This is a genomic window from Streptomyces mangrovi (genome assembly GCF_900114215.1).
GTDB lineage: Bacteria > Actinomycetota > Actinomycetes > Streptomycetales > Streptomycetaceae > Streptomyces > Streptomyces barkulensis.
In genome coordinates this window covers 53,821-71,518 of the sequence record NZ_FOSG01000001.1, presented here as the reverse complement: position 1 = coordinate 71,518, position 17,698 = coordinate 53,821, and the positions used below count along the sequence as shown (strand labels likewise).

The following is a 17,698-nucleotide window of genomic DNA, read 5'->3' as shown; positions in this document are numbered from 1 at the left end:
CGGTCCCGGTACGCCGGAACACTCACCGCCCGTACGTACGCACCGGCGCACGGCGGTACTCGTACGCGCCGGCTCCCGGACGGCGCACGCCCCACCGGCCACCGGGGCGCCTCGGCACCCGGCGACCCGGCCACCGGCACCCGGCGAAGCCGCCGCGCCCGGTACCGGACCCCGGCTCACGCGGGGCCGCGGCGCTCACGGACCGGGCCCGCACGCGCAACGCGCGAGAGCCCGCGCAGGCGGAAGGGTCCGGACCGCCGAGCGGTCCGGACCCGGGGCCCCGTGCCGTACGCGGCGCGCCCGTCACTCGGTCTTGATGGCCTCCAGCATGTCCATCCGCGCCGCCCGCCGTGCCGGCCACAGCGCGGCCAGCACACCCACCAGCGCGGCCAGCGCCAGGAAGACGCCCATCCGCTCCCAGGGCAGCACCAGTTCGTAGGTGGGCAGCGACGCCGAGATCAGCTCCCCGGCCGCCCAGCCGAAGAAGACGCCCAGACCGATGCCGAGCACCCCGCCGAACAGCGAGATCACCAGCGACTCCAGCCGGACCATCCGCTTGGTGCCGCGCCGGTCCAGGCCGATCGCCCGCAGCATCCCGATCTCCTGCGACCGCTCGAAGACCGACATGGCCAGGGTGTTGACCACCCCCAGCACCGCGACGACCACGGCCATGGCCAGCAGCCCGTAGAGCATGTTCAGCATCAGCGTGATCATCTGGGCGACGGACTCCGAGACGTCCTCCTCGTCCTGGACGAGAACGGCCGGGTTGTCGCCCAGGGAGTCCTTCAGGGCGGACTTCGCCGACTCGCTCGCGCCGCCCTCGGTGGCCACCAGCACCTGCATGCTGGTGACCTTCTCCAGATGCGGGTCCAGGGCGGCGGTGTCGAGCATGATGCCGGTCATCATCTCGTTGTCCCGGTACACGCCCCCGACGGTCAGCTCGCCGCGCTCGCCGTCCTCGTAGACCACCTCGAAGGTCGAGCCGGTCTTCCAGCCGTGCTCCTTCGCGGTGCCGGCGTCCACGATGACGCTCTCGCCGCCCAGGCCCGCGAACGAGCCCTCGGTGAAGTCGAGATCGACCAGCTCGCCGAAGCCCTCGCCGTCGACGCCGGTGAGGAACTCGTACTCGTCGCCGATGCGGGAGAGGGAGTTGCGCATCGGGCTGAGGGCCGTGACCTCGTCCTGCCCGGCCAGCGTCCGCTCGATCTCCGGCGACAGCGGCCTGTAGTTGGCCATCGAGACCACGTAGTCGGCCTTGAGCGCCTCCGTGGCCATCTTGTCGACGCCCTTCTGGACGCTGCTCGCTATCACGGTCAGACCGGTGATCAGCGTGAGGCCGATCATCAGCGCCGCGGCGGTGGTGGCGGTGCGGCGCGGGTTGCGCACGGCGTTGAGCCGCGCCAGCTTGCCCGACACGCCGGCCGTGCGCATCGCGGGCGAGGTCAGCGCGATCACCGGGCGCGACAGCAGAGGCGTCAGCACGAACACGCCGATCACCAGCAGCCCGGCGCCCGCGCCCATCGGGACCTTGCCGTCGTCCATGCCGGTGGCGGCCAGTACCAGCACGGCCCCGGCGCCGGCCAGGACCGCGCCGATGGTGTTGCGCACGACCAGACCGCGGACGGTGGCAGGTGCGTGCACGCTGTTCATCGCGGCGACCGGCGGCACCTTCGCGGCGCGGCGGGCGGGCAGCCAGGCCGCGGCCACGGTGACCGCGATGCCGACGACCAGCGAGGCGATGATCGCGGCCGGAGTGACCATCAGCGGGCCGTCCGGCACGGTGAGGCCGAGGGAGCCCATCAGCGAGCGCAGCCCGGCGCCGATCCCGATGCCCGCCAGCAGGCCGATCCCCGCGGCGACCGCGCCGACGACCACGGCCTCCACCAGCACCGAGCGGGTCACCTGGCGGCGGCTCGCGCCGACCGCGCGCAGCAGTGCCAGCTCCTTCGTGCGCTGGGCGATCAGCATGGTGAAGGTGTTGGCGATGATGAAGACGCCGACGAAGAGCGAGATCCCGGCGAACACCAGCAGCCCGGTGCGCATGCCCTCCATCTCCGCCTCGATCATCCTCGCCTGGTCGTCGGCGAGCGTCTGCCCGGTGACCGCCTCGGCCTGCTCGGGCAGGATCTTCTCGACGCTCTTCCTCAACTCCCCCTGGCCCACGCCGCCGGAGGCCGTCAGGACGATCTCGCTGTACCGGCCGGGCTGCGAGAACAGCTCCTGGGCGGTGGCGGTGTCGAACAGCACCAGGGTGCCGCCGGCGGCGACGTTGCCGTCGTCGGTGTCGAAGACGCCGGTGATCTTCTCCTCGCGAACCGGGCCGTTGACGGACAGCCGCACGGTGTCGCCGACCCCGTAGCCGGTGCGCCCGGCGGTCGCGGAGTCCAGCGCGATCTCGCCGGCGCGCTGCGGGGCGCGGCCCTCGCGCAGGTCGTAGCGCGGGTCCTCGCCCGATCCGTCCGGGCCGGTGTCGTAGTTGCCGCCCTGGGTGGACCAGCCCTCGCCGACCAGTTCGCCGTCCTTGCCGGCGAGGGCGGCGAAGCCGGAGACGGCTCCGGTGGCGTGCTCGACGCCCGGCAGTTCCCGCGTCCGCTCCAGCAGTTCGCGGGGGAGGTCCGAGGGGCCGCCGGGGTCGGCCTCGTCGCTGGAGAAGTCGGGGCGGACGACCACGTCGACGGCCTCGAAGCCCTTGGCGGAGCTCCTCGCGAAGGCCTCGGAGAGGGTGGCGGTGAAGACCAGGGTGCCGGCGACGAACGCCACGCCGAGCATGACGGCGAGCGTGGTCATCAGCAGTCTGGCCTTGTGCGCGAGCACGTTGCGCAGGGCGGTACGGAACATGGGGTCTCGTGATCCTGGGATAGGTGTGGCGGCGCGGCGCGGCGGGTCGGGGTGTCGGGGCCGGGGTCCGGCCGGTCAGCTGGTGCGGCCCCGGGCGTCGAACGCCTTCATGCGGTCCAGCACGCTCTCGGCGGTGGGGTCGGCCATGTCGTCGACGATCCGGCCGTCGGCGAGGAAGACGACCCGGTCCGCGTACGAGGCGGCCACCGGGTCGTGGGTCACCATGACCACGGTCCGGCCCAGTTCCCGCACCGAGTTGCGCAGGAAGCCCAGCACCTCGGCGCCGGAGCGCGAGTCGAGGTTGCCGGTCGGCTCGTCACCGAAGATGATCTCCGGCCGGGCGGCCAGGGCGCGGGCGACGGCCACGCGCTGCTGCTGGCCGCCGGAGAGCTGGTTGGGCCGGTGCTTCAGGCGGCCCGACAGGCCGACCGTCTCCACCACGCGGTCCAGCCACTCCCGGTCCGGCTTGCGGCCGGCGATGTCCATCGGCAGCGTGATGTTCTCCAGCGCCGTCAGGGTGGGCAGCAGGTTGAACGCCTGGAAGATGAAGCCGATCTTGTCCCGGCGCAGCCGGGTCAGCTTCTTCTCCTTCAGGGAGGACAGCTCGGTCTCCCCGATCCAGGCCGATCCGGAGGAGAACGAGTCCAGGCCGGCCATGCAGTGCATCAGCGTCGACTTGCCCGAGCCCGACGGGCCCATGATCGCGGTGAACGCCCCCCGCCGGAATTCCACGGTGACGGAGTCCAGGGCCACCACCTTCGTCTCGCCCTGGCCGTAGACCTTGGTCAGGTCCACGGCACGGGCGGCCGCGGCGCCGGCGGCGGCGGAGGGCGCGGAGAGGGCGTCGGACGGGGTGCTGGTGGTCACGGGAAGGGACTCCTGTCACAGCGGCTTGACGGGGACTCCTCCATCGTCCGTGCGAAACCGGCCACCGGCGTCCACCCCCGAACCGGTCTCGGAGGGAGCCTGCGGGGGGACCGGGGAGGCCCGTGTCATCCCTGAGGAGGAGAGGACACCCTGATGCCTTCCTGTGGCTGGACAGCGACTTTCCGTCATTCCTGGCGGCGGCGCGGGGGCGCGTGATCCTCCTTGAAGAGGGGCGCGCGCCGCTGATGCTGCATCAGTTGCCAATAAAATCAGACAACCTGGGGTCGGAAGCCCGTTGTCCGAACGAGCTCCGCGGATAGGCTCGTTGAGCGTCCAGGGGAGGGCCGTAGTCAGTCGTGCGGTCCATGAGCCGGTGCCCGGATGGTGGAATGCAGACACGACGAGCTTAAACCTCGTTGGCCTACAGGCCGTGCCGGTTCGAATCCGGCTCCGGGCACACCGGCCCTTGCGCGGCCCCCGGCGGGGGCATCACCGACGCCGCCCGCCGCCCGGCCCGGGGACGATCCGCTGCCGAAGCCGCCGACCGGCGGGCAGCGAACTTCGCGTTGCCGGTGGCAGTGGCGGCGAGCCTGATGAAGTGTGAGGGAACCTCGCTCGAGTCTCGTGAGCGAGGCACCTTCGTCGTGGCTCGGGGGAATCAGGTATGGGCGAGTTGCCAGGACCGGGCTCGCTCATCGAGGTCGGCGGCGGCGGTGACGCCGCGTCGATGGAAGACGCCGAGCCGGCGGCGGATACCGCCGACCGCGTCGACGGCACGGGCGGACCGCACCCCGCCGAGAAGGTCCAGGGAGCGGCCCCAGGTGTCGCAGGCCGCCTCCACGTGCCCCTGCGCGGCTTGTTCGCTGCCCTGTGCGGCGAGGGTCAGGGCGGTGATGCGCTGGTGTTTCGCGTCGATGCGGGAACGGGCGGATGTGGCGTAGTGCCGTTCGGCGTTGGCGTGGTCGCCGAGGGTGTGGAACGTCTTGGCGGTGTGGCCGGTACACGCCCCGCGCTCTGGTGTGCCGGGCCATCCACTACGCCGTTGCCTACCGGCACAGCCCACAGAGGGGAGACCCCGGATGGAAACCTTCGAGAGGGCCCGACTGGACGCATTCTTCGGCCGCATCACCGCGGCCGTGGAGTCAGCCGGGCCCGTGGCCTCATTCCTGATCACGCACCTCCTGCCGGAGCGGCCCGCGTTCGTGCGGGCGGTCAGCACGGTCTCAGACCTCAAGGCGGTGCTACCGAAACCCAAGAGCATTGACCCGGTCGCGCGCCGGGAGGTGGAAAAGGTCGTGAGCTGTGACCCGCTGACGCGGGAGATGTTCACCGACCCGGACACGGCGCTGGAGTACGTGGAGTCCCGGGCGGCCGGTCAGGATCTCGTCCTCCTGGATGTCGGCGGCTACTTCGCCCCGTCACTGGAGGAACTGTGCGCCCGGTTCTCCGGCCGTGTTCTGGGCGTGGTGGAGGACACGGAGAACGGGCACAAGCGGTACGCCGAGCTGGACAAGGTGCCGTGTCCGGTGGTGTCGGTGGCGCGGTCACCACTGAAAGATCCGGAGGACTTCCTCGTCGGTCAGTCCGTGGTGTTCTCCGCCGAGGCGCTGATGCGGGGGCGCGGGGACATTCTCCACGGGCGCGGCGCCCTGGTGGGGTTCGGCAAGCTCGGGAGTTCCATCGCGCGGCTCCTCCACGCCAAGGGCGTCAAGGTCACGGTGTGTGACATCGACCCGGTACGGCAGGCGCAGGCACTCAGTCAGGGGTTCAGCGTCGCCCGGGACCGGGACGCGGCGCTCCGTGAGGCGGGCCTCGTGCTCTGCGCGACCGGGGCCGTGTCCCTCCGCGGGGAGGACTTCTCTTCCCTCCGTAACGGCGCCTACGTCGCTACTGTCACATCGTCCGAGGATGAGCTTGACCTGGCCGCTCTTCCGGAGGTGTACAGCCGTACGCCGGTCGGTGATCACGTCACCCGCTATCAGACGACCGGCCACTACTTCTACCTGCTCAACGACGGCAACGCCGTCAACTTCATCCACGGCGCGAGCGTGGGGCCGTTCATCTTCCTCGTCCAGGCCGAAATCCTCGCAGGAGTCCGGATGCTGGCCCGCCGCGACCTCGAGCCGGGCATGCACGACGTCCGCAGGGAAGACCGCGCCACCATCGCGGCGACCTGGCTCAACTACTTCAACAGGTAAGGAACCTCATGACCATCACAGCCGAGCACGTCCGCGCCACGCTGGGCGCCTACCTCGACCAGTACCCGGAGGACAAGACCCGGCTCGCCGGCCTGGTGGACCTCCTGGGCCGGGCCGGGGTCCTCCATCACCCGGTCGCACTCGAACCGGCGGTCGAGGAGCCGGGGTTGATTCCGTACGGGTCGCCCGATGCGCGGCGGACGGCGGCCACCAGGCAGGTGGTGTCCCCGCACGAGGTGGAGCCGGTCGGTCCCGCCGAGCTGCCGGCGCCCCGCTGACGCACGGGCGCCGCCCCCTCCGCCCGCGCGTCAGCGGAGGGGCGGCCCCTCCGCGAAGACACGAAGGGGTGATTCCTCCGCCGGCCCCGTACGCCTTCCGGCGCGCGGGGCGCGGTTCGCGAGATTCTGCGGCGGCAGCCCCGGCGGCGGGCACCGGGCGCACGCCGGACCGGCCGCCGTCCCGGGCGCGGACGGGCTCGCCGGCGCACCCCCGGGCGGCCCGCCCTCCTCGCCGGAAGGGAGTGACAGGTGGTCTGGACGGGGCACTGGCACGGGTTCGGCCCGTGGGTCGGCAGCGGTACGGAGTACGCCAAGGAGGGGCCGCGGCGACCCGGGAGCACGCCCGGCGACCCGCGGACGCAGGCATTCCTCGCGTCGGCGGTGCCGCCGACGATGACCGGCCACTGGCTGCTGCGCCGCGCGCAGGCCGCTCGCGGCCGGACGTGGACGGAGGTGGAGGCGGCCGTCACATGGCTGGAGAAGAACCACGCGGACAACCCGCCGAAGGCGCGGGACGACGGCGGGCGGTCGTACGTGGGCGTGGAGACGAAGACCGCGTACGCGCGGGACGCGCTGCCGCGGGGCGTCGACGTCACGTGGGGGTACTGGACCGCGTCCGGGTCGATGGCGTCGTTCTCCGTCGTCTGCTGCCCGAACCGCCACCACCCGCACACCCCCTGCCCCCTCCCGCCGTCCTGACCGTCCGAACGGGCCCGAACGGGTGCGTGGCGGCCCTCTGGCGGGGTATCACCGGCACGACGCCGGGTACCGGAACAATCACGACTCCTTCCGTCGTTCATGCCAGTGCACTACCGTGCGGTCTTTGCTAAAGCATTACTCTTGAGGAAGGGCCGCGCGGTGCGGCCATGGAGGAGTGAGATGAGGAGCAGTAACCCGGTCTTCTCGCGACGGGGATTCAGCCGAGACAACGGCTACGCCGGTTTCAACGCCACGCAGCAGCCGCAGGCCGGGAACCCGTACGCCGCCAACCCGTACGCGACCGGCGCCCAGCCCACCAACCCCTACGCCCAGCAGCCCCAGACGGCTGGACAGCCGGGCTTCCCGCCCGCCGCCGCTCCGCCGCAGGCCGGCCGGATGACGATGGACGACGTCGTCGCCCGTACGTCGATGACGGTCGGCCTGGTCGTCGCCATGGCGGCTGTGGCGTGGATCACGGACCTGTCGCTCGGTCTGGCCCTGGGCGCGATGCTGATCGCGCTGGTCCTGGGCCTGGTGCAGTCCTTCAAGCGCAAGGCGTCGCCTCCGCTGATCCTGGCCTACGCCGCCTTCGAGGGCCTGTTCCTCGGAGCCATCAGCAACTACGTCGACAGCTACATCGCCGAGGGTGCGGCGATGCAGGCGGTGCTGGGCACCATGGCGGTCTTCGCCGCGGTGCTGTTCATGTACAAGGCCCGCATCATCCGCGTCACGCGGCGCTTCTACCGCTTCGTGATGGCCGCGGCCATCGGCTTCGTCCTGCTGATGGGCATCAACCTGCTGTTCGCCGTCTTCGGCGGCGGTGACGGCCTCGGCTTCCGCAGCGGTGGCCTGGGCATCCTGTTCGGCGTCATCGGCATCGTGCTCGGTGCCGCCTTCCTGGCCCTGGACTTCAAGCAGGTCGAGGACGGCATCGCCTACGGCGCCCCCCGCGAGGAGTCCTGGCTGGCCGCCTTCGGTCTGACCCTGACCCTGGTCTGGATCTACCTGGAGTTCCTGCGGCTGATCGCCATCCTGCAGAGCAGCGACTGATCCGGCTGCCCGGACCCCGGCTTCCCGGCCTCCCTGCCGGACCGGACGAGACCTGTGAGGGGCCCCGGGGCACAGCGCCCCGGGGCCCCTCCGCGCGTTCCGCACGCCCCCTTTGCGCCTCCCGCGTGCCACCGTGCGTTCCGCCCGTCGGCGGCCCGTTGGCGGCGGTGGGCGCGGGGCGCATAGGGTTGCGCCGTGCTCGACGTGACCCCCCTGCTGACCGCCGTGGACCGCTTCGCGGACCGGCTGCGTGCCATGCCGCAGAGCTCCCTGGCCCGGGGCGCGGCGGCCGAGGGGCTCGGACTGGCCGGGGAGTTGGCCGACCGCGCCCAGCGCCTGGAGTTCCCCGGCCGCCCCCCGCGCCCCCTGCCCGACGCGGGCCTCTTCGCCGTCGGGGATCAACTGGCGGTGGCCGGGCACGACTTGGCGGAGGCGCTGCGGACGGCCGGTGAGCGGACCGGCGCCGGGCCCCGGGAGCTGGCCGGGGCCGTGGCGCTGGTGGAGGCCGCCGAGTCCGCGGCGCTCGAAGCGGCGCTCAGAGCGAGGCGATGACCCGGTCGGCCAGGACGTAGACGCTCTCCTCGCCGCACGCGAAGGTGAGGGCGTACGCGCCGAGGACGCCCGAGCCGCCCAGCAGCACCGGCTCGGCTCCCTCGCGCACCGCGGCGGCGAGCCGCTCGGCGGTCTCGCGGTGGCCGGGCGTCATGCAGACGGTGGTGCCGTCGGCGAAGACGTAGATGTCCAGCGTGCCCAGTGGGCCGGGCCGTACGTCGACCAGCGGCGTGCGGTGCTCCGCCAGATCGGCCAGCCGCAGGCGGGTGGACTCGTGGTCGGCGGTGTCGGCGGCACCGCCGGACTCCTCGGTGTCGTCACAGTCCCCGAATCCCTCCAGGTCCTCGGGGCCGACCGCGGGGCCGGGGACGACGGGCTCGCCGTTCAGGTCGTAGTCGGGCTGGGAGGGGTGGCGGCGGCGTGCCGCGGCCAGCTCCGCGGAGTCGTTCCCGGCCGTGTTCCCGGGCGCCCCGGATCGCCCGGACTCCCCGGGGTCCTCGGAGCCGGGTGCGGCGGGCCGCCGGACGCCCGGTCCGCAGCCGTCGCCGTCCCGGTCCGTCTGGCGCGGTATGAACGCCTCGCCCTCGTGCGTACCGCCGCCCAGGGCGTGCTCCAGCAGTGCGTCGAGCAGCGCGGGGTCGGGGCCGGCGCCCTCGCACTCCGTGCCGCGCACCTCCGGCAGGAGGCTCTCGGCGCGGTCCTCGCGGGCCTCCTGGGCGGCCCAGAAGGCGCGGGCCTCGGCCAGCTCGCGCTCGCGCTCCTCCGCGAGGGCGTCGGCGACGGCGGACCGGATCTCCTCGGCGGCCGGGGAGGTGCGGGCCGGGGGAACGAAGGTGTGCGCCAGGGCCGCGCGCGCCTCGGCCGCGGCGAGCCGCACCCGCAGCTCGGCGAGCCGGCGGCGCAGGCCCAGGGCGGTGTGCAGGGCGGCGCCGCCCAGAGCCGCGGCGACGGCGGCGGCCAGCAGCAGGATGAGGGATATGGCGCTCACTGACGTACTCCCGGTTGGAACTCCGACCCCTGAATTCCTATCGCAGCCGGAGGGGAATCTCCTGTCGAGCGGTGTGCCGGGCACCGCCAAAAGGACGTTCGCGGACCTCCGTGCGGACCAACGGGACCCCTGTGAGCAGGGAAGACGGCGAGCCCCCAGGACATAGGTCACATCCTGGGGGCTCTTCGGTCTCACCGGTGCATCGACGGCGCGCCGACGGTGAGTCAGGTCACATCGCGCGCCGGGCCGGTGTGACGCGGGCCACGCCGGAGGCGGGGGCGCCGGGCCGGCGCGGCGGGCGTTCGGGGCCGGTTCAGCTCAGGCGCTCGATGACCATGGCCATGCCCTGGCCGCCGCCGACGCACATCGTCTCCAGGCCGAACTGCTTGTCGTGCCACTGGAGGGAGTTGATCAGCGTGGTGGTGATGCGGGCGCCGGTCATGCCGAAGGGGTGGCCGACGGCGATGGCGCCGCCGTTGACGTTGAGCCTGTCCACGTCGATGCCCAGGTCCCGGTAGGAGGGGATCACCTGGGCGGCGAACGCCTCGTTGATCTCCACCAGGTCGATGTCGTCGATGGTCATGCCGGCCAGCTTCAGTGCCCGCTTCGACGCCTCGACCGGGCCCAGGCCCATGATCTCGGGGGACAGGCCGGAGACGCCGGTGGAGACGATCCGGGCCAGCGGGGTGATGCCCAGCTCGCGCGCCTTGGTGTCGGACATGATCACCAGCGCGGCGGCGCCGTCGTTGAGCGGGCAGCAGTTGCCCGCGGTGACCAGGCCGTCGGGGCGGAAGACGGGCTTGAGGCCCTGCACGCCCTCCAGGGTCACGCCCGCGCGCGGGCCGTCGTCCTTGGAGACGACCGTGCCGTCGGGCAGGGTGACCGGGGTGATCTCGCGCTCCCAGAAGCCGGAGGCGATGGCCTTCTCGGCGAGGTTCTGCGACCGTACGCCGAACTCGTCCATGTCCTGCCGGGTGACGCCCTTGAGCCGGGCGAGGTTCTCGGCGGTCTGGCCCATGGCGATGTAGACGTCCGGCAGGCCGCCGTCCTCACGCGGGTCGTGCCATCCCTCGCCTCCGGACTCGGCGCGGGCGGCGGTGCGCGCCTCGGCGTCGGCGAAGACCGGGTTGTGGGTGCCGGGCATGCCGTCGGAGGTGCCGTTGACCGAGCGGGAGACCGTCTCGACACCGGCCGAGACGAACACGTCGCCCTCGCCGGCCTTGATGGCGTGCAGGGCCATGCGGGTGGTCTGCAGCGAGGACGAGCAGTAGCGGGTGATGGTGCAACCCGGCAGGTGGTCCATCCCCATCTGGACGGCGACGACCCGGCCGAGGTTGTGGCCCTGCTCGCCGCCGGGCAGGCCGCAGCCCAGCATCAGGTCGTCGATCTCGGTCGGGTCCAGCTGCGGCACCTTGTCCAGCGCGGTCTTGACGATGCCGGCGGTCAGGTCGTCCGGGCGGACGTCTTTGAGCGAGCCCTTGAAGGCGCGTCCGATCGGCGAACGGGCTGCTGAGACGATCACGGCTTCGGGCATCACGGCTCCAGGGAACGAGGGCGGAGGGCTGTGGATGCTTGGAAACTACCGTTCCGTAAGACGCCGGTCACGACTCGCCACGTGTGATCCGGGCCTCTTTTCTAAGCGCTTGCTCAGTTCTACCCGTTCGCCGGACCGCTCCGGACCGCTCCGGACCGCTCCGGACCGTTCCAGGCCTCCCGGACCGTTCCGGGCATCCCGGGCGTACGGTCACCCGGCGCCCGCCGGCTCGGGCGCCCCGGGCCGTTCGGCCACCGCGATCACCCCGGCCACCGGCAGCCGCCTGCGGCGGCGGCGCCTCAGCAGCGCCAGAGGGCCGCGCGCCCCCGAGACCTCCGTACCGCCCTCGTCCGCCGCGGCCGCCGCGGCGGCCTCGACGGGGAGGGCCTCCTCGCGGCGTGCGGCACAGGAGTCGCCGGGGCCGCCGGGGCGCTCGTCCTCCTCCGGCTCCTCCGGCCACAGGCCCAGCGCGGCGCAGAGGGTGGGCAGGAAGGCCATGGCGGCGGTCGCGTAGCCCTCCGCCGAGGGGTGGTAGTTGTCGGGGCCGAACAGCTCCCGCGGGTTCGCCTCGAACTCCGGGCCGAGCAGGTCGCCCAACGAGACCGTCCGGCCGCCCAGCTCCACCACCGCGACCGTCTGGGCCGCCGCGAGCCGGCGGCTCATCCGGCGAGCCAGCCAGCGCAGCGGCTGGGCGACCGGCTCGACCGTGCCCAGATCCGGGCAGGTGCCCACCACGACCTCGCACCCGGCCGCCCGCAGCCGCGCCACCGCGTCCCGCAGCAGCCGCACCGACACGGCGGGCGGTACACGGTGGGTGACGTCGTTCGCGCCGATCATGACGACGCACACGTCGGGAGCGCCGTCGCCGTCGACGCCACCGTTCTCCAGCAGCCGGGACACCTGGCGGTCCAGGTCGTCCGAGCACGCCCCCGACACCGCCACGTTGCGCAGCCGCACCGGCCGCTCCGCCACCGCGGCCAGTCCCGCGGCCAGCAGCGCGCCGGGGGTCTGCCTCGGCCGGTGGACGCCCTGCCCGGCGGCGGTGGAGTCGCCGAGCACCGCCAGCCGCAGTGGTGTGGCCTGCGCGCCCGGCCCGGCGGAGGCGACGGCCGTGCCGTACACCCCGTCCGCCGGCGGCGGCACGTCGTCCGAGCCGCCCACCCGGCGCCGCGCCAGCCGTACCTCGGCCATCAGCAGGCCGACGGCCGCCCCGCCGAGCAGTCCGGCTCCTCCGCCGCCGTACGCCGCGGCGGTCGCGATCCTGCGCGCCACTCTCGCCCCGGACACCGGTCCGGGCACAGCCCTCGCCATCGGGCCCTCCGTTCCGCCGCGCCCCCGCAGCCTTCTCGCACCCCGTACGCGCGCCCCGTGCGCCCGGCACACGGGGTGTGCGGCACCCGCACGTCACTACGAGTGTCATGCCCAGTACAGGGTGCTGCGCAACGCGCGTCAACACCGCTCCGGCGTCCCCCTAGGCTGGCTGTACGGGCAGGCGACGGTGACTGCCCCCGAATGCGGAGAACCAGGTGCAGTATCACGATTCGATGATCGAGCTTGTCGGCAACACCCCGCTGGTCAAGCTGAACAACGTGGCGGCGGGGATCCGTGCCACCGTTCTGGCCAAGGTCGAGTACTTCAACCCGGGCGGTTCGGTGAAGGACCGGATCGCGGTCCGGATGATCGAGGCGGCCGAACGCTCCGGCGAGCTGAAACCGGGCGGCGTCATCGTCGAGCCCACCTCCGGCAACACCGGGGTGGGGCTGGCGATCGTGGCCCAGCAGAAGGGCTACCGCTGCGTCTTCGTCTGCCCGGACAAGGTGTCCACGGACAAGATCAACACACTGCGCGCATACGGCGCCGAGGTCGTGGTCTGCCCCACCGCGGTCGACCCCGGGCACCCCGACTCCTACTACAACGTCTCCGACCGGCTGGTGCGCGAGACGCCGGGCGCCTGGAAGCCGGACCAGTACAGCAATCCGAACAACCCGCGCTCCCACTACGAGACCACCGGCCCCGAGCTGTGGGAGCAGACGGACGGCGGGATCACCCACTTCGTGGCCGGCATCGGCACCGGCGGCACCATCAGCGGCACCGGCCGCTACCTCAAGGAGGTCTCCGGCGGAAAGGTGCGGATCGTCGGCGCCGACCCGGAGGGCTCGGTGTACTCCGGCGGCTCGGGGCGCCCCTACCTGGTGGAGGGCGTCGGCGAGGACTTCTGGCCCAGTGCCTACGACCGCGAGGTGACGGACGAGATCGTCGCCGTCTCCGACAAGGACTCCTTCCGGATGACGCGGCGGCTGGCCCGCGAGGAGGGCCTGCTGGTCGGCGGGTCCTGCGGCATGGCCGTGGTCGCGGCGCTGCGCGTGGCCGAGGGCCTCGGGGAGGACGACACGGTCGTCGTCCTGCTGCCGGACGGCGGGCGCGGCTACCTCTCGAAGATCTTCAACGACGAGTGGATGGCGGACTACGGCTTCCTGGAGGAGGGCGAACCCACCCAGGCCCGCGTCGGCGACGTGCTGCGCCGCAAGGACGGCGGGCTGCCCTCGCTGGTCCACATGCACCCCGAGGAGACGGTCGGGGAGGCCGTCGAGGTGCTGCGCGAGTACGGCGTCTCGCAGATGCCCGTGGTCAAGCCCGGCGCCGGGCACCCGGACGTGATGGCGGCCGAGGTCGTCGGCTCGATCGTCGAACGCGACCTGCTGGACGCGCTGTTCGCCGGGCGCGCCAAGCTGGAGGACCCGCTGGAGGCCCATATGAGCGCGCCGCTGCCGCAGGTCGGCTCGGGCGAGCCGGTCGCCGACCTGATGGCGGTGCTGGAGGGGGCCGACGCGGCGATCGTGCTGGTGGAGGGCAAACCGACCGGAGTGGTCAGCCGCCAGGACCTGCTGGCCTTCCTCGCCCGGGGCGCCGGGACCGGAGGCGGCGGGGCACAGTAGGCAGGCGCAGTGGGTACCGGGCCGTCACGGGCCGGAAAAACGCGGTTAACACCCGTCGGGCACGGTGGTGTCCAACGGCGCGGAGGACTTCCGGAGCGGCTCCCGGACTCCTTCCGGCGCCCGGGACGCGGGCCAGGCCCGGCCGCGCGTCCTCGCGGGGACCGCCGTCGTCCCGTCCCCGGTGTACGCACCGGGGTGCGGCGGTCCCCGCGCGGAACCCCGCGCGAGCCCCCGGCACGGCCCCTCGCACGGCGGGGTGCGGTGTTCCCGCCTTCCTGCCCTTCCTGTCCTCGTGGGCCGAACCCGTTCCGTCCCGCGGCCCCCAGCCCCCACCGTCCCGTCGCGCCCGGACCCCGCGCGCCCGCGCTCCCGCCCCCGGGAGAGCGGGGGCGGGGCCGATACTGAATAGGCTTATGCGGAGCAGGAGGGCCCTGAAGAGGGGGCAGAGGGGCAGGTGGGCACGGTGAGTGGTGCGGGCGCGCGGCTGCTGAGGATGTTCGAGGGGCACCGGCTGACCCCCACCCAGCGGCGGATCGCCCACTGCATGGTGCGGCGCGCGGACGACGCCCCGTTCCTGTCCAGCGTGGAACTGGCGGAGCTGGCCGGTGTCAGCCAGCCGTCGGTGACCCGCTTCGCCGTGGCACTGGGCTTCGACGGCTACCCGGCGCTGCGCAGGCATCTGCGCGAGTCCCTGCCGGCGCCCTCGGCGGGCGGTGCTCCCGGGGCCGGGGAGGACGGCGGCGCGGCGGGCAACGCGTACCAGCAGGCCGTGCACGCCGAGATCGAGCATCTGCGGCAGCTCGCGGCCCTGCTGGCCGACCCGGCCCCCGTCGCCGAGGCCGGGCGGCTGCTGGCCGCCTCCCGGCCGCTGCCCGTCCTGGGGCTGCGGGCCGCCGCCGCGCAGGCCCGCGGCTTCGCGTACTTCGCCGCCAAGGTGCACCCGGACGTACGGCTGCTGGACGAGGGCGGCTCGATGCTGGACGACCGCCTCGACGCCGCGGTACGGGCCGGGGCGAGCGCGCTGCTGTGCTTCGCGCTGCCCCGCCATCCGCGCGAGACGGTGGCGGCGCTGGAGCACGCCCGGGAGGCCGGGCTGCGGATCGTCACCGTCGCCGACAGCGTCTTCGCGCCCGTCGCCCGCCCCGGCGACCTGCTGCTGCCCGCCGCCGTCGGGACCGCGCTGTCCTTCGACACCGCCTGCTCGCCCATGATGCTGGGACGGGTGCTGCTGGAGGCGATGTGCGACGAACTGCCCGACGCGCAGGCCCGGCTGGAGGAGTTCGACACGCGCGCCGCCCAGCGGGGCCTGTTCGCCGAATGACCGATTCCGGATGATCCCGGACGATCCCGGACAACCGATCCCGGCCGGGGTCCGGGGGATTTCGCCGGAAGCCGGGCGGGATCCGCCGTTCTCTCAGGCGAATCTCATCATCCCTCAGTACGCTTTCGCACCGGACGAGCCGTCACGCGGTGACGCGGTGGCGGCACACAGCCGAACGGAGAACGTCACCGAAGGAATGAGGAGGGCTGCCGTGGGACGGGGAGCGTACGCGCTGGCGAGGGTCGCGGTGTACACGCGGACTGCGGGCACCGCGCTGTGGTGGACCGGCCTTGCGGCCGCGGGCGTCGGCCTGGCCGTACCGGGGCTGACCGGGCGGCGCGTCGGGATCCTGGGCGGGGCCGCGCTCTTTGTCGTGGCGGCCGCCGCGGCCTTTCTGGCACGCCGCCGCCGCTGCACCGGGCTGATCGAGGCGTCGACCGCGGCGGGCAAGTGGGTGGTGCTCCACGACCGGGCGGTGACCGTGCGCGCCTGGCTGCGCGGGCGCCGCTGGTGGCTGGTCGCCGCCTTCCTGGCCGCCGTGGCATCGTCCCTGGCCGCCCCGGCCGCCGGCGGCCTGCTGCTGGCCGGGGCCGGCGCGGGGCTGTGGGCCAAGGCGGTGTGGCTGGGCCGCTGGGAGCGGCGCAACGAGAAGCTGCTGTGGGTGCGCCCGGAGTGGGCGGACGGGCGCAGCCCGTCCCGCGGGAGCGTACGCGGCTGGATGACCACCGGCCCGCTGGCCGGGGACGCCGCGCCGGGCGGCGCCCGCCGCCGGACCCCGGTGCCGGGCGCGGCCCGGGAGCGCCGCCCCCGGGCGCGGGTCACGGCCGCGGCGCGGTGAGCGCGTCGCGCTGAGCGCCGCCGGACGCGGCGACGAGGTCGTCGAGGGTCTGGGGCGGGCGTACGGTCGCGAAGCGCACGCCGTCGATGTCGATGTCGTCGCTGCCGCCGTCACCGTCTTCGCCGCCCGCCCCGTCCGCCGCGGCGCTCGCGGTGTCCCCGGTGGTGAAGCCGTACACACCCGGCCTGGGCAGGCTGTTGTAGTCGAACGGGGTGGAGAAGTAGTACGCCCCCGTGTCCAGCAGCGCCACCAGATCGCCGGAGGCCAGCTCCGGCAGTTCCCGGCCGCGCGCCACGAGGTCGCCGGCGAAGCAGCAGGGCCCGGCGATGTCCTGCACCACGGGCGCGCCCTGCTTGGGCCGGCCCAGCCCGTCGTAGGCGGCGACCCGCAGCGGCCACGCCTCGGGCGCGAAGACCGTCCGCACGGCGACCTGGGCGCCCGCGTGGGTGACCGCTATCGGACGGCCCCCGGAGCTCTTGGCGTACTCCACCCGGGCCAGCACCAGCCCGCACTTGGCCAGCACCGACCGTCCGAACTCGGTGACCAGCCCGTAGCGCCCGTCGAACAGGCCGGGGACGGTGTCGCGCAGCAGCCGGGCGTACTCGGCGAAAGTGGGGGAGACCTCCTCGGAGTCGAAGTTGACCGGGAGGCCGCCGCCGATGTCGAGGGTGTCGATCCGCCGTTCCCCGGCGGCCCGGTTGATCTCCTCGGCCAGTTCGTAGGTGGCGGCCACGCCCGCGGCCATCTTCTCCAGCGGCATGCCCTGGGAGCCGACGTGGCAGTGCAGCCGGGTGATCCAGGGGCGCTCCACGCAGGCGCGTACGACGAACTCGCGCGCCCCCTCGTCCTGGAGGGCGAACCCGAACTTCGAGGTGGCCGTCGCGGTGCTCATCGCGCCGATGCTGCCGCCGCCGAGCTGCGGGTTGACGCGCAGGCCGACAGGCGAGGCGGACCGGCCCCCGGAGAGGGAGGGCAGGGCGCCGGGGGCCATCAGGGCGTCCAGGCGCTCCAGCTCCTGGCGGTTGTCCGCGTTGAGCGCGATGCCCAGCTCCAGGGCCTCGCGCAGCTCGCCGGCGGTCTTGGCGGGCGAGTCCAGGACGATGCTCTCCGGTCCGACCCCGGCGGCCCGGGCCAGGGCCAGCTCGCCGGGGCTGGCGACCTCGCAGCCCAGCCCGTGGTCGGCGAGCAGCCGCAGCACGGGGACCAGGGAGGACGCCTTCACCGCGAAGGAGTGCAGCACGGGCTGGCCGGGGGCCGTCACCTCGTCGAAGGCCGCGTGCAGGGCCGCGGCCGTCTCCCGTACGGACGCCACGTCCAGCAGGGCCGCGACCGGGTGCTCGTCGGAGAGCAGCCCGCGGGCGACGGCGGCCCGTACGGCGGCGTCGCGGCGGGCGACGGCCGCGGCGGCCCGCGGGCTCCCGCAGGCGTCGGGGGACTCCGGGGCCGCGGGGGACTCCGGCTGGGCGGCGGCGTGGTGCGTGTAAGCCATGGACACAAGACAAACACGGTCGGAGCAGGCGGACGACACCACCCGTTGACTAGTTCTATTCAGTGAATAGAGTTGATGTAGTAACCAATTCACACCTGGAGGCAGGGGAC

Annotated in this window: 15 protein-coding genes and 1 tRNA gene; 9 read left to right on the top strand and 7 right to left on the bottom strand. The window is 73.4% G+C overall.

From position 1 onward, the window contains the following. Positions 1 to 303 precede the first annotated feature (303 nt). The gene (locus tag BM237_RS00300; protein ID WP_093846512.1) at positions 304 to 2,838 is read right to left on the bottom strand and encodes an ABC transporter permease; all 2,535 of its coding nucleotides are present in this window, start codon (positions 2,836 to 2,838) and stop codon (positions 304 to 306) included. A gap of 75 nt (positions 2,839 to 2,913) precedes the next feature. After that, on the bottom strand, positions 2,914 to 3,705 hold the full coding sequence (locus BM237_RS00295) for an ABC transporter ATP-binding protein (RefSeq protein WP_093846511.1): 792 nt from the start codon (positions 3,703 to 3,705) through the stop codon (positions 2,914 to 2,916). A gap of 375 nt (positions 3,706 to 4,080) precedes the next feature. Here BM237_RS00295 and BM237_RS00290 point away from each other — a divergent pair. Then, positions 4,081 to 4,162, top strand: a tRNA-Leu gene (locus tag BM237_RS00290). Between the two features lie 201 nt (positions 4,163 to 4,363). Here BM237_RS00290 and BM237_RS28890 read toward each other — a convergent pair. Beyond that, positions 4,364 to 4,768, bottom strand: a complete 405-nt coding sequence (locus BM237_RS28890; RefSeq protein WP_139238039.1) for an NsdA family TPR-like regulatory protein — start codon at positions 4,766 to 4,768, stop codon at positions 4,364 to 4,366. A gap of 16 nt (positions 4,769 to 4,784) precedes the next feature. Between BM237_RS28890 and BM237_RS00280 the strand changes: the two genes are divergently transcribed. The 5 genes from BM237_RS00280 (at position 4,785) to BM237_RS00260 (ending at position 8,482) form a co-directional block, all read left to right on the top strand. After that, positions 4,785 to 5,903, top strand: coding sequence for an adenosylhomocysteinase (locus tag BM237_RS00280; protein ID WP_093846507.1), 1,119 nt, complete (start codon positions 4,785 to 4,787; stop codon positions 5,901 to 5,903). 8 nt (positions 5,904 to 5,911) lie between these two features. Further along, a complete protein-coding gene (locus BM237_RS00275) occupies positions 5,912 to 6,181 on the top strand; it encodes a hypothetical protein (protein WP_093846505.1) in 270 nt (89 codons plus the stop codon). Positions 6,182 to 6,430: 249 nt separating this feature from the next. After that, positions 6,431 to 6,880: a hypothetical protein gene (locus BM237_RS00270; RefSeq protein WP_093846503.1), complete on the top strand. Its 450-nt coding sequence runs from the start codon at positions 6,431 to 6,433 to the stop codon at positions 6,878 to 6,880. A gap of 180 nt (positions 6,881 to 7,060) precedes the next feature. Then, positions 7,061 to 7,930: a Bax inhibitor-1/YccA family protein gene (locus tag BM237_RS00265; protein ID WP_093846501.1), complete on the top strand. Its 870-nt coding sequence runs from the start codon at positions 7,061 to 7,063 to the stop codon at positions 7,928 to 7,930. Positions 7,931 to 8,125: 195 nt separating this feature from the next. Beyond that, positions 8,126 to 8,482 carry a hypothetical protein gene (locus BM237_RS00260; protein WP_093846499.1) on the top strand — a complete coding sequence of 119 codons (357 nt, stop codon included), beginning with the start codon at positions 8,126 to 8,128 and terminating at the stop codon, positions 8,480 to 8,482. On the opposite strand, the gene BM237_RS00255 is transcribed toward BM237_RS00260, so the two are convergent. The 3 genes from BM237_RS00255 to BM237_RS00245 form a co-directional block, all read right to left on the bottom strand. Continuing rightward, a complete protein-coding gene (locus BM237_RS00255; RefSeq protein ID WP_093846497.1) occupies positions 8,466 to 9,470 on the bottom strand; it encodes a hypothetical protein in 1,005 nt (334 codons plus the stop codon). The genes BM237_RS00260 and BM237_RS00255 overlap by 17 nt on opposite strands. Positions 9,471 to 9,783: 313 nt before the next feature. Further along, a complete protein-coding gene (locus tag BM237_RS00250) occupies positions 9,784 to 11,004 on the bottom strand; it encodes an acetyl-CoA C-acetyltransferase (RefSeq protein WP_093846495.1) in 1,221 nt (406 codons plus the stop codon). Positions 11,005 to 11,214: 210 nt separating this feature from the next. After that, positions 11,215 to 12,315, bottom strand: coding sequence for an SGNH/GDSL hydrolase family protein (locus tag BM237_RS00245; protein WP_245793326.1), 1,101 nt, complete (start codon positions 12,313 to 12,315; stop codon positions 11,215 to 11,217). A gap of 215 nt (positions 12,316 to 12,530) precedes the next feature. On the opposite strand from BM237_RS00245, the gene BM237_RS00240 reads away from it, so the two are divergent. The 3 genes from BM237_RS00240 to BM237_RS00230 all read left to right on the top strand — a co-directional run bounded on the left by BM237_RS00240 (position 12,531) and on the right by BM237_RS00230 (position 16,099). After that, the gene (locus BM237_RS00240; RefSeq protein WP_093846493.1) at positions 12,531 to 13,940 is read left to right on the top strand and encodes a cystathionine beta-synthase; all 1,410 of its coding nucleotides are present in this window, start codon (positions 12,531 to 12,533) and stop codon (positions 13,938 to 13,940) included. A gap of 493 nt (positions 13,941 to 14,433) precedes the next feature. After that, positions 14,434 to 15,261: a MurR/RpiR family transcriptional regulator gene (locus BM237_RS00235; RefSeq protein ID WP_093847300.1), complete on the top strand. Its 828-nt coding sequence runs from the start codon at positions 14,434 to 14,436 to the stop codon at positions 15,259 to 15,261. A gap of 211 nt (positions 15,262 to 15,472) precedes the next feature. After that, positions 15,473 to 16,099: a hypothetical protein gene (locus tag BM237_RS00230; protein ID WP_093846491.1), complete on the top strand. Its 627-nt coding sequence runs from the start codon at positions 15,473 to 15,475 to the stop codon at positions 16,097 to 16,099. Here the strand turns inward: BM237_RS00230 and BM237_RS00225 are convergent. Beyond that, positions 16,080 to 17,588, bottom strand: coding sequence for a type III PLP-dependent enzyme domain-containing protein (locus BM237_RS00225; protein ID WP_093847298.1), 1,509 nt, complete (start codon positions 17,586 to 17,588; stop codon positions 16,080 to 16,082). The two genes, BM237_RS00230 and BM237_RS00225, sit on opposite strands and share 20 nt — an antisense overlap. Between the last annotated feature and the right edge of the window lie 110 nt (positions 17,589 to 17,698).

Bases quoted from the DNA above. Each gene is read 5' to 3' on its own strand.
- BM237_RS00300 (WP_093846512.1), bottom strand. From the start codon at position 2,838: ATGTTCCGTACCGCCCTGCGCAACGTGCTCGCGCACAAGGCCAGACTG.
- BM237_RS00280 (WP_093846507.1), top strand. From the start codon at position 4,785: ATGGAAACCTTCGAGAGGGCCCGACTGGACGCATTCTTCGGCCGCATC.
- BM237_RS00275 (WP_093846505.1), top strand. From the start codon at position 5,912: ATGACCATCACAGCCGAGCACGTCCGCGCCACGCTGGGCGCCTACCTC.
- BM237_RS00265 (WP_093846501.1), top strand. From the start codon at position 7,061: ATGAGGAGCAGTAACCCGGTCTTCTCGCGACGGGGATTCAGCCGAGAC.
- BM237_RS00250 (WP_093846495.1), bottom strand. From the start codon at position 11,004: ATGCCCGAAGCCGTGATCGTCTCAGCAGCCCGTTCGCCGATCGGACGC.
- BM237_RS00245 (WP_245793326.1), bottom strand. From the start codon at position 12,315: ATGGCGAGGGCTGTGCCCGGACCGGTGTCCGGGGCGAGAGTGGCGCGC.
- BM237_RS00235 (WP_093847300.1), top strand. From the start codon at position 14,434: ATGTTCGAGGGGCACCGGCTGACCCCCACCCAGCGGCGGATCGCCCAC.
- BM237_RS00225 (WP_093847298.1), bottom strand. From the start codon at position 17,588: ATGGCTTACACGCACCACGCCGCCGCCCAGCCGGAGTCCCCCGCGGCC.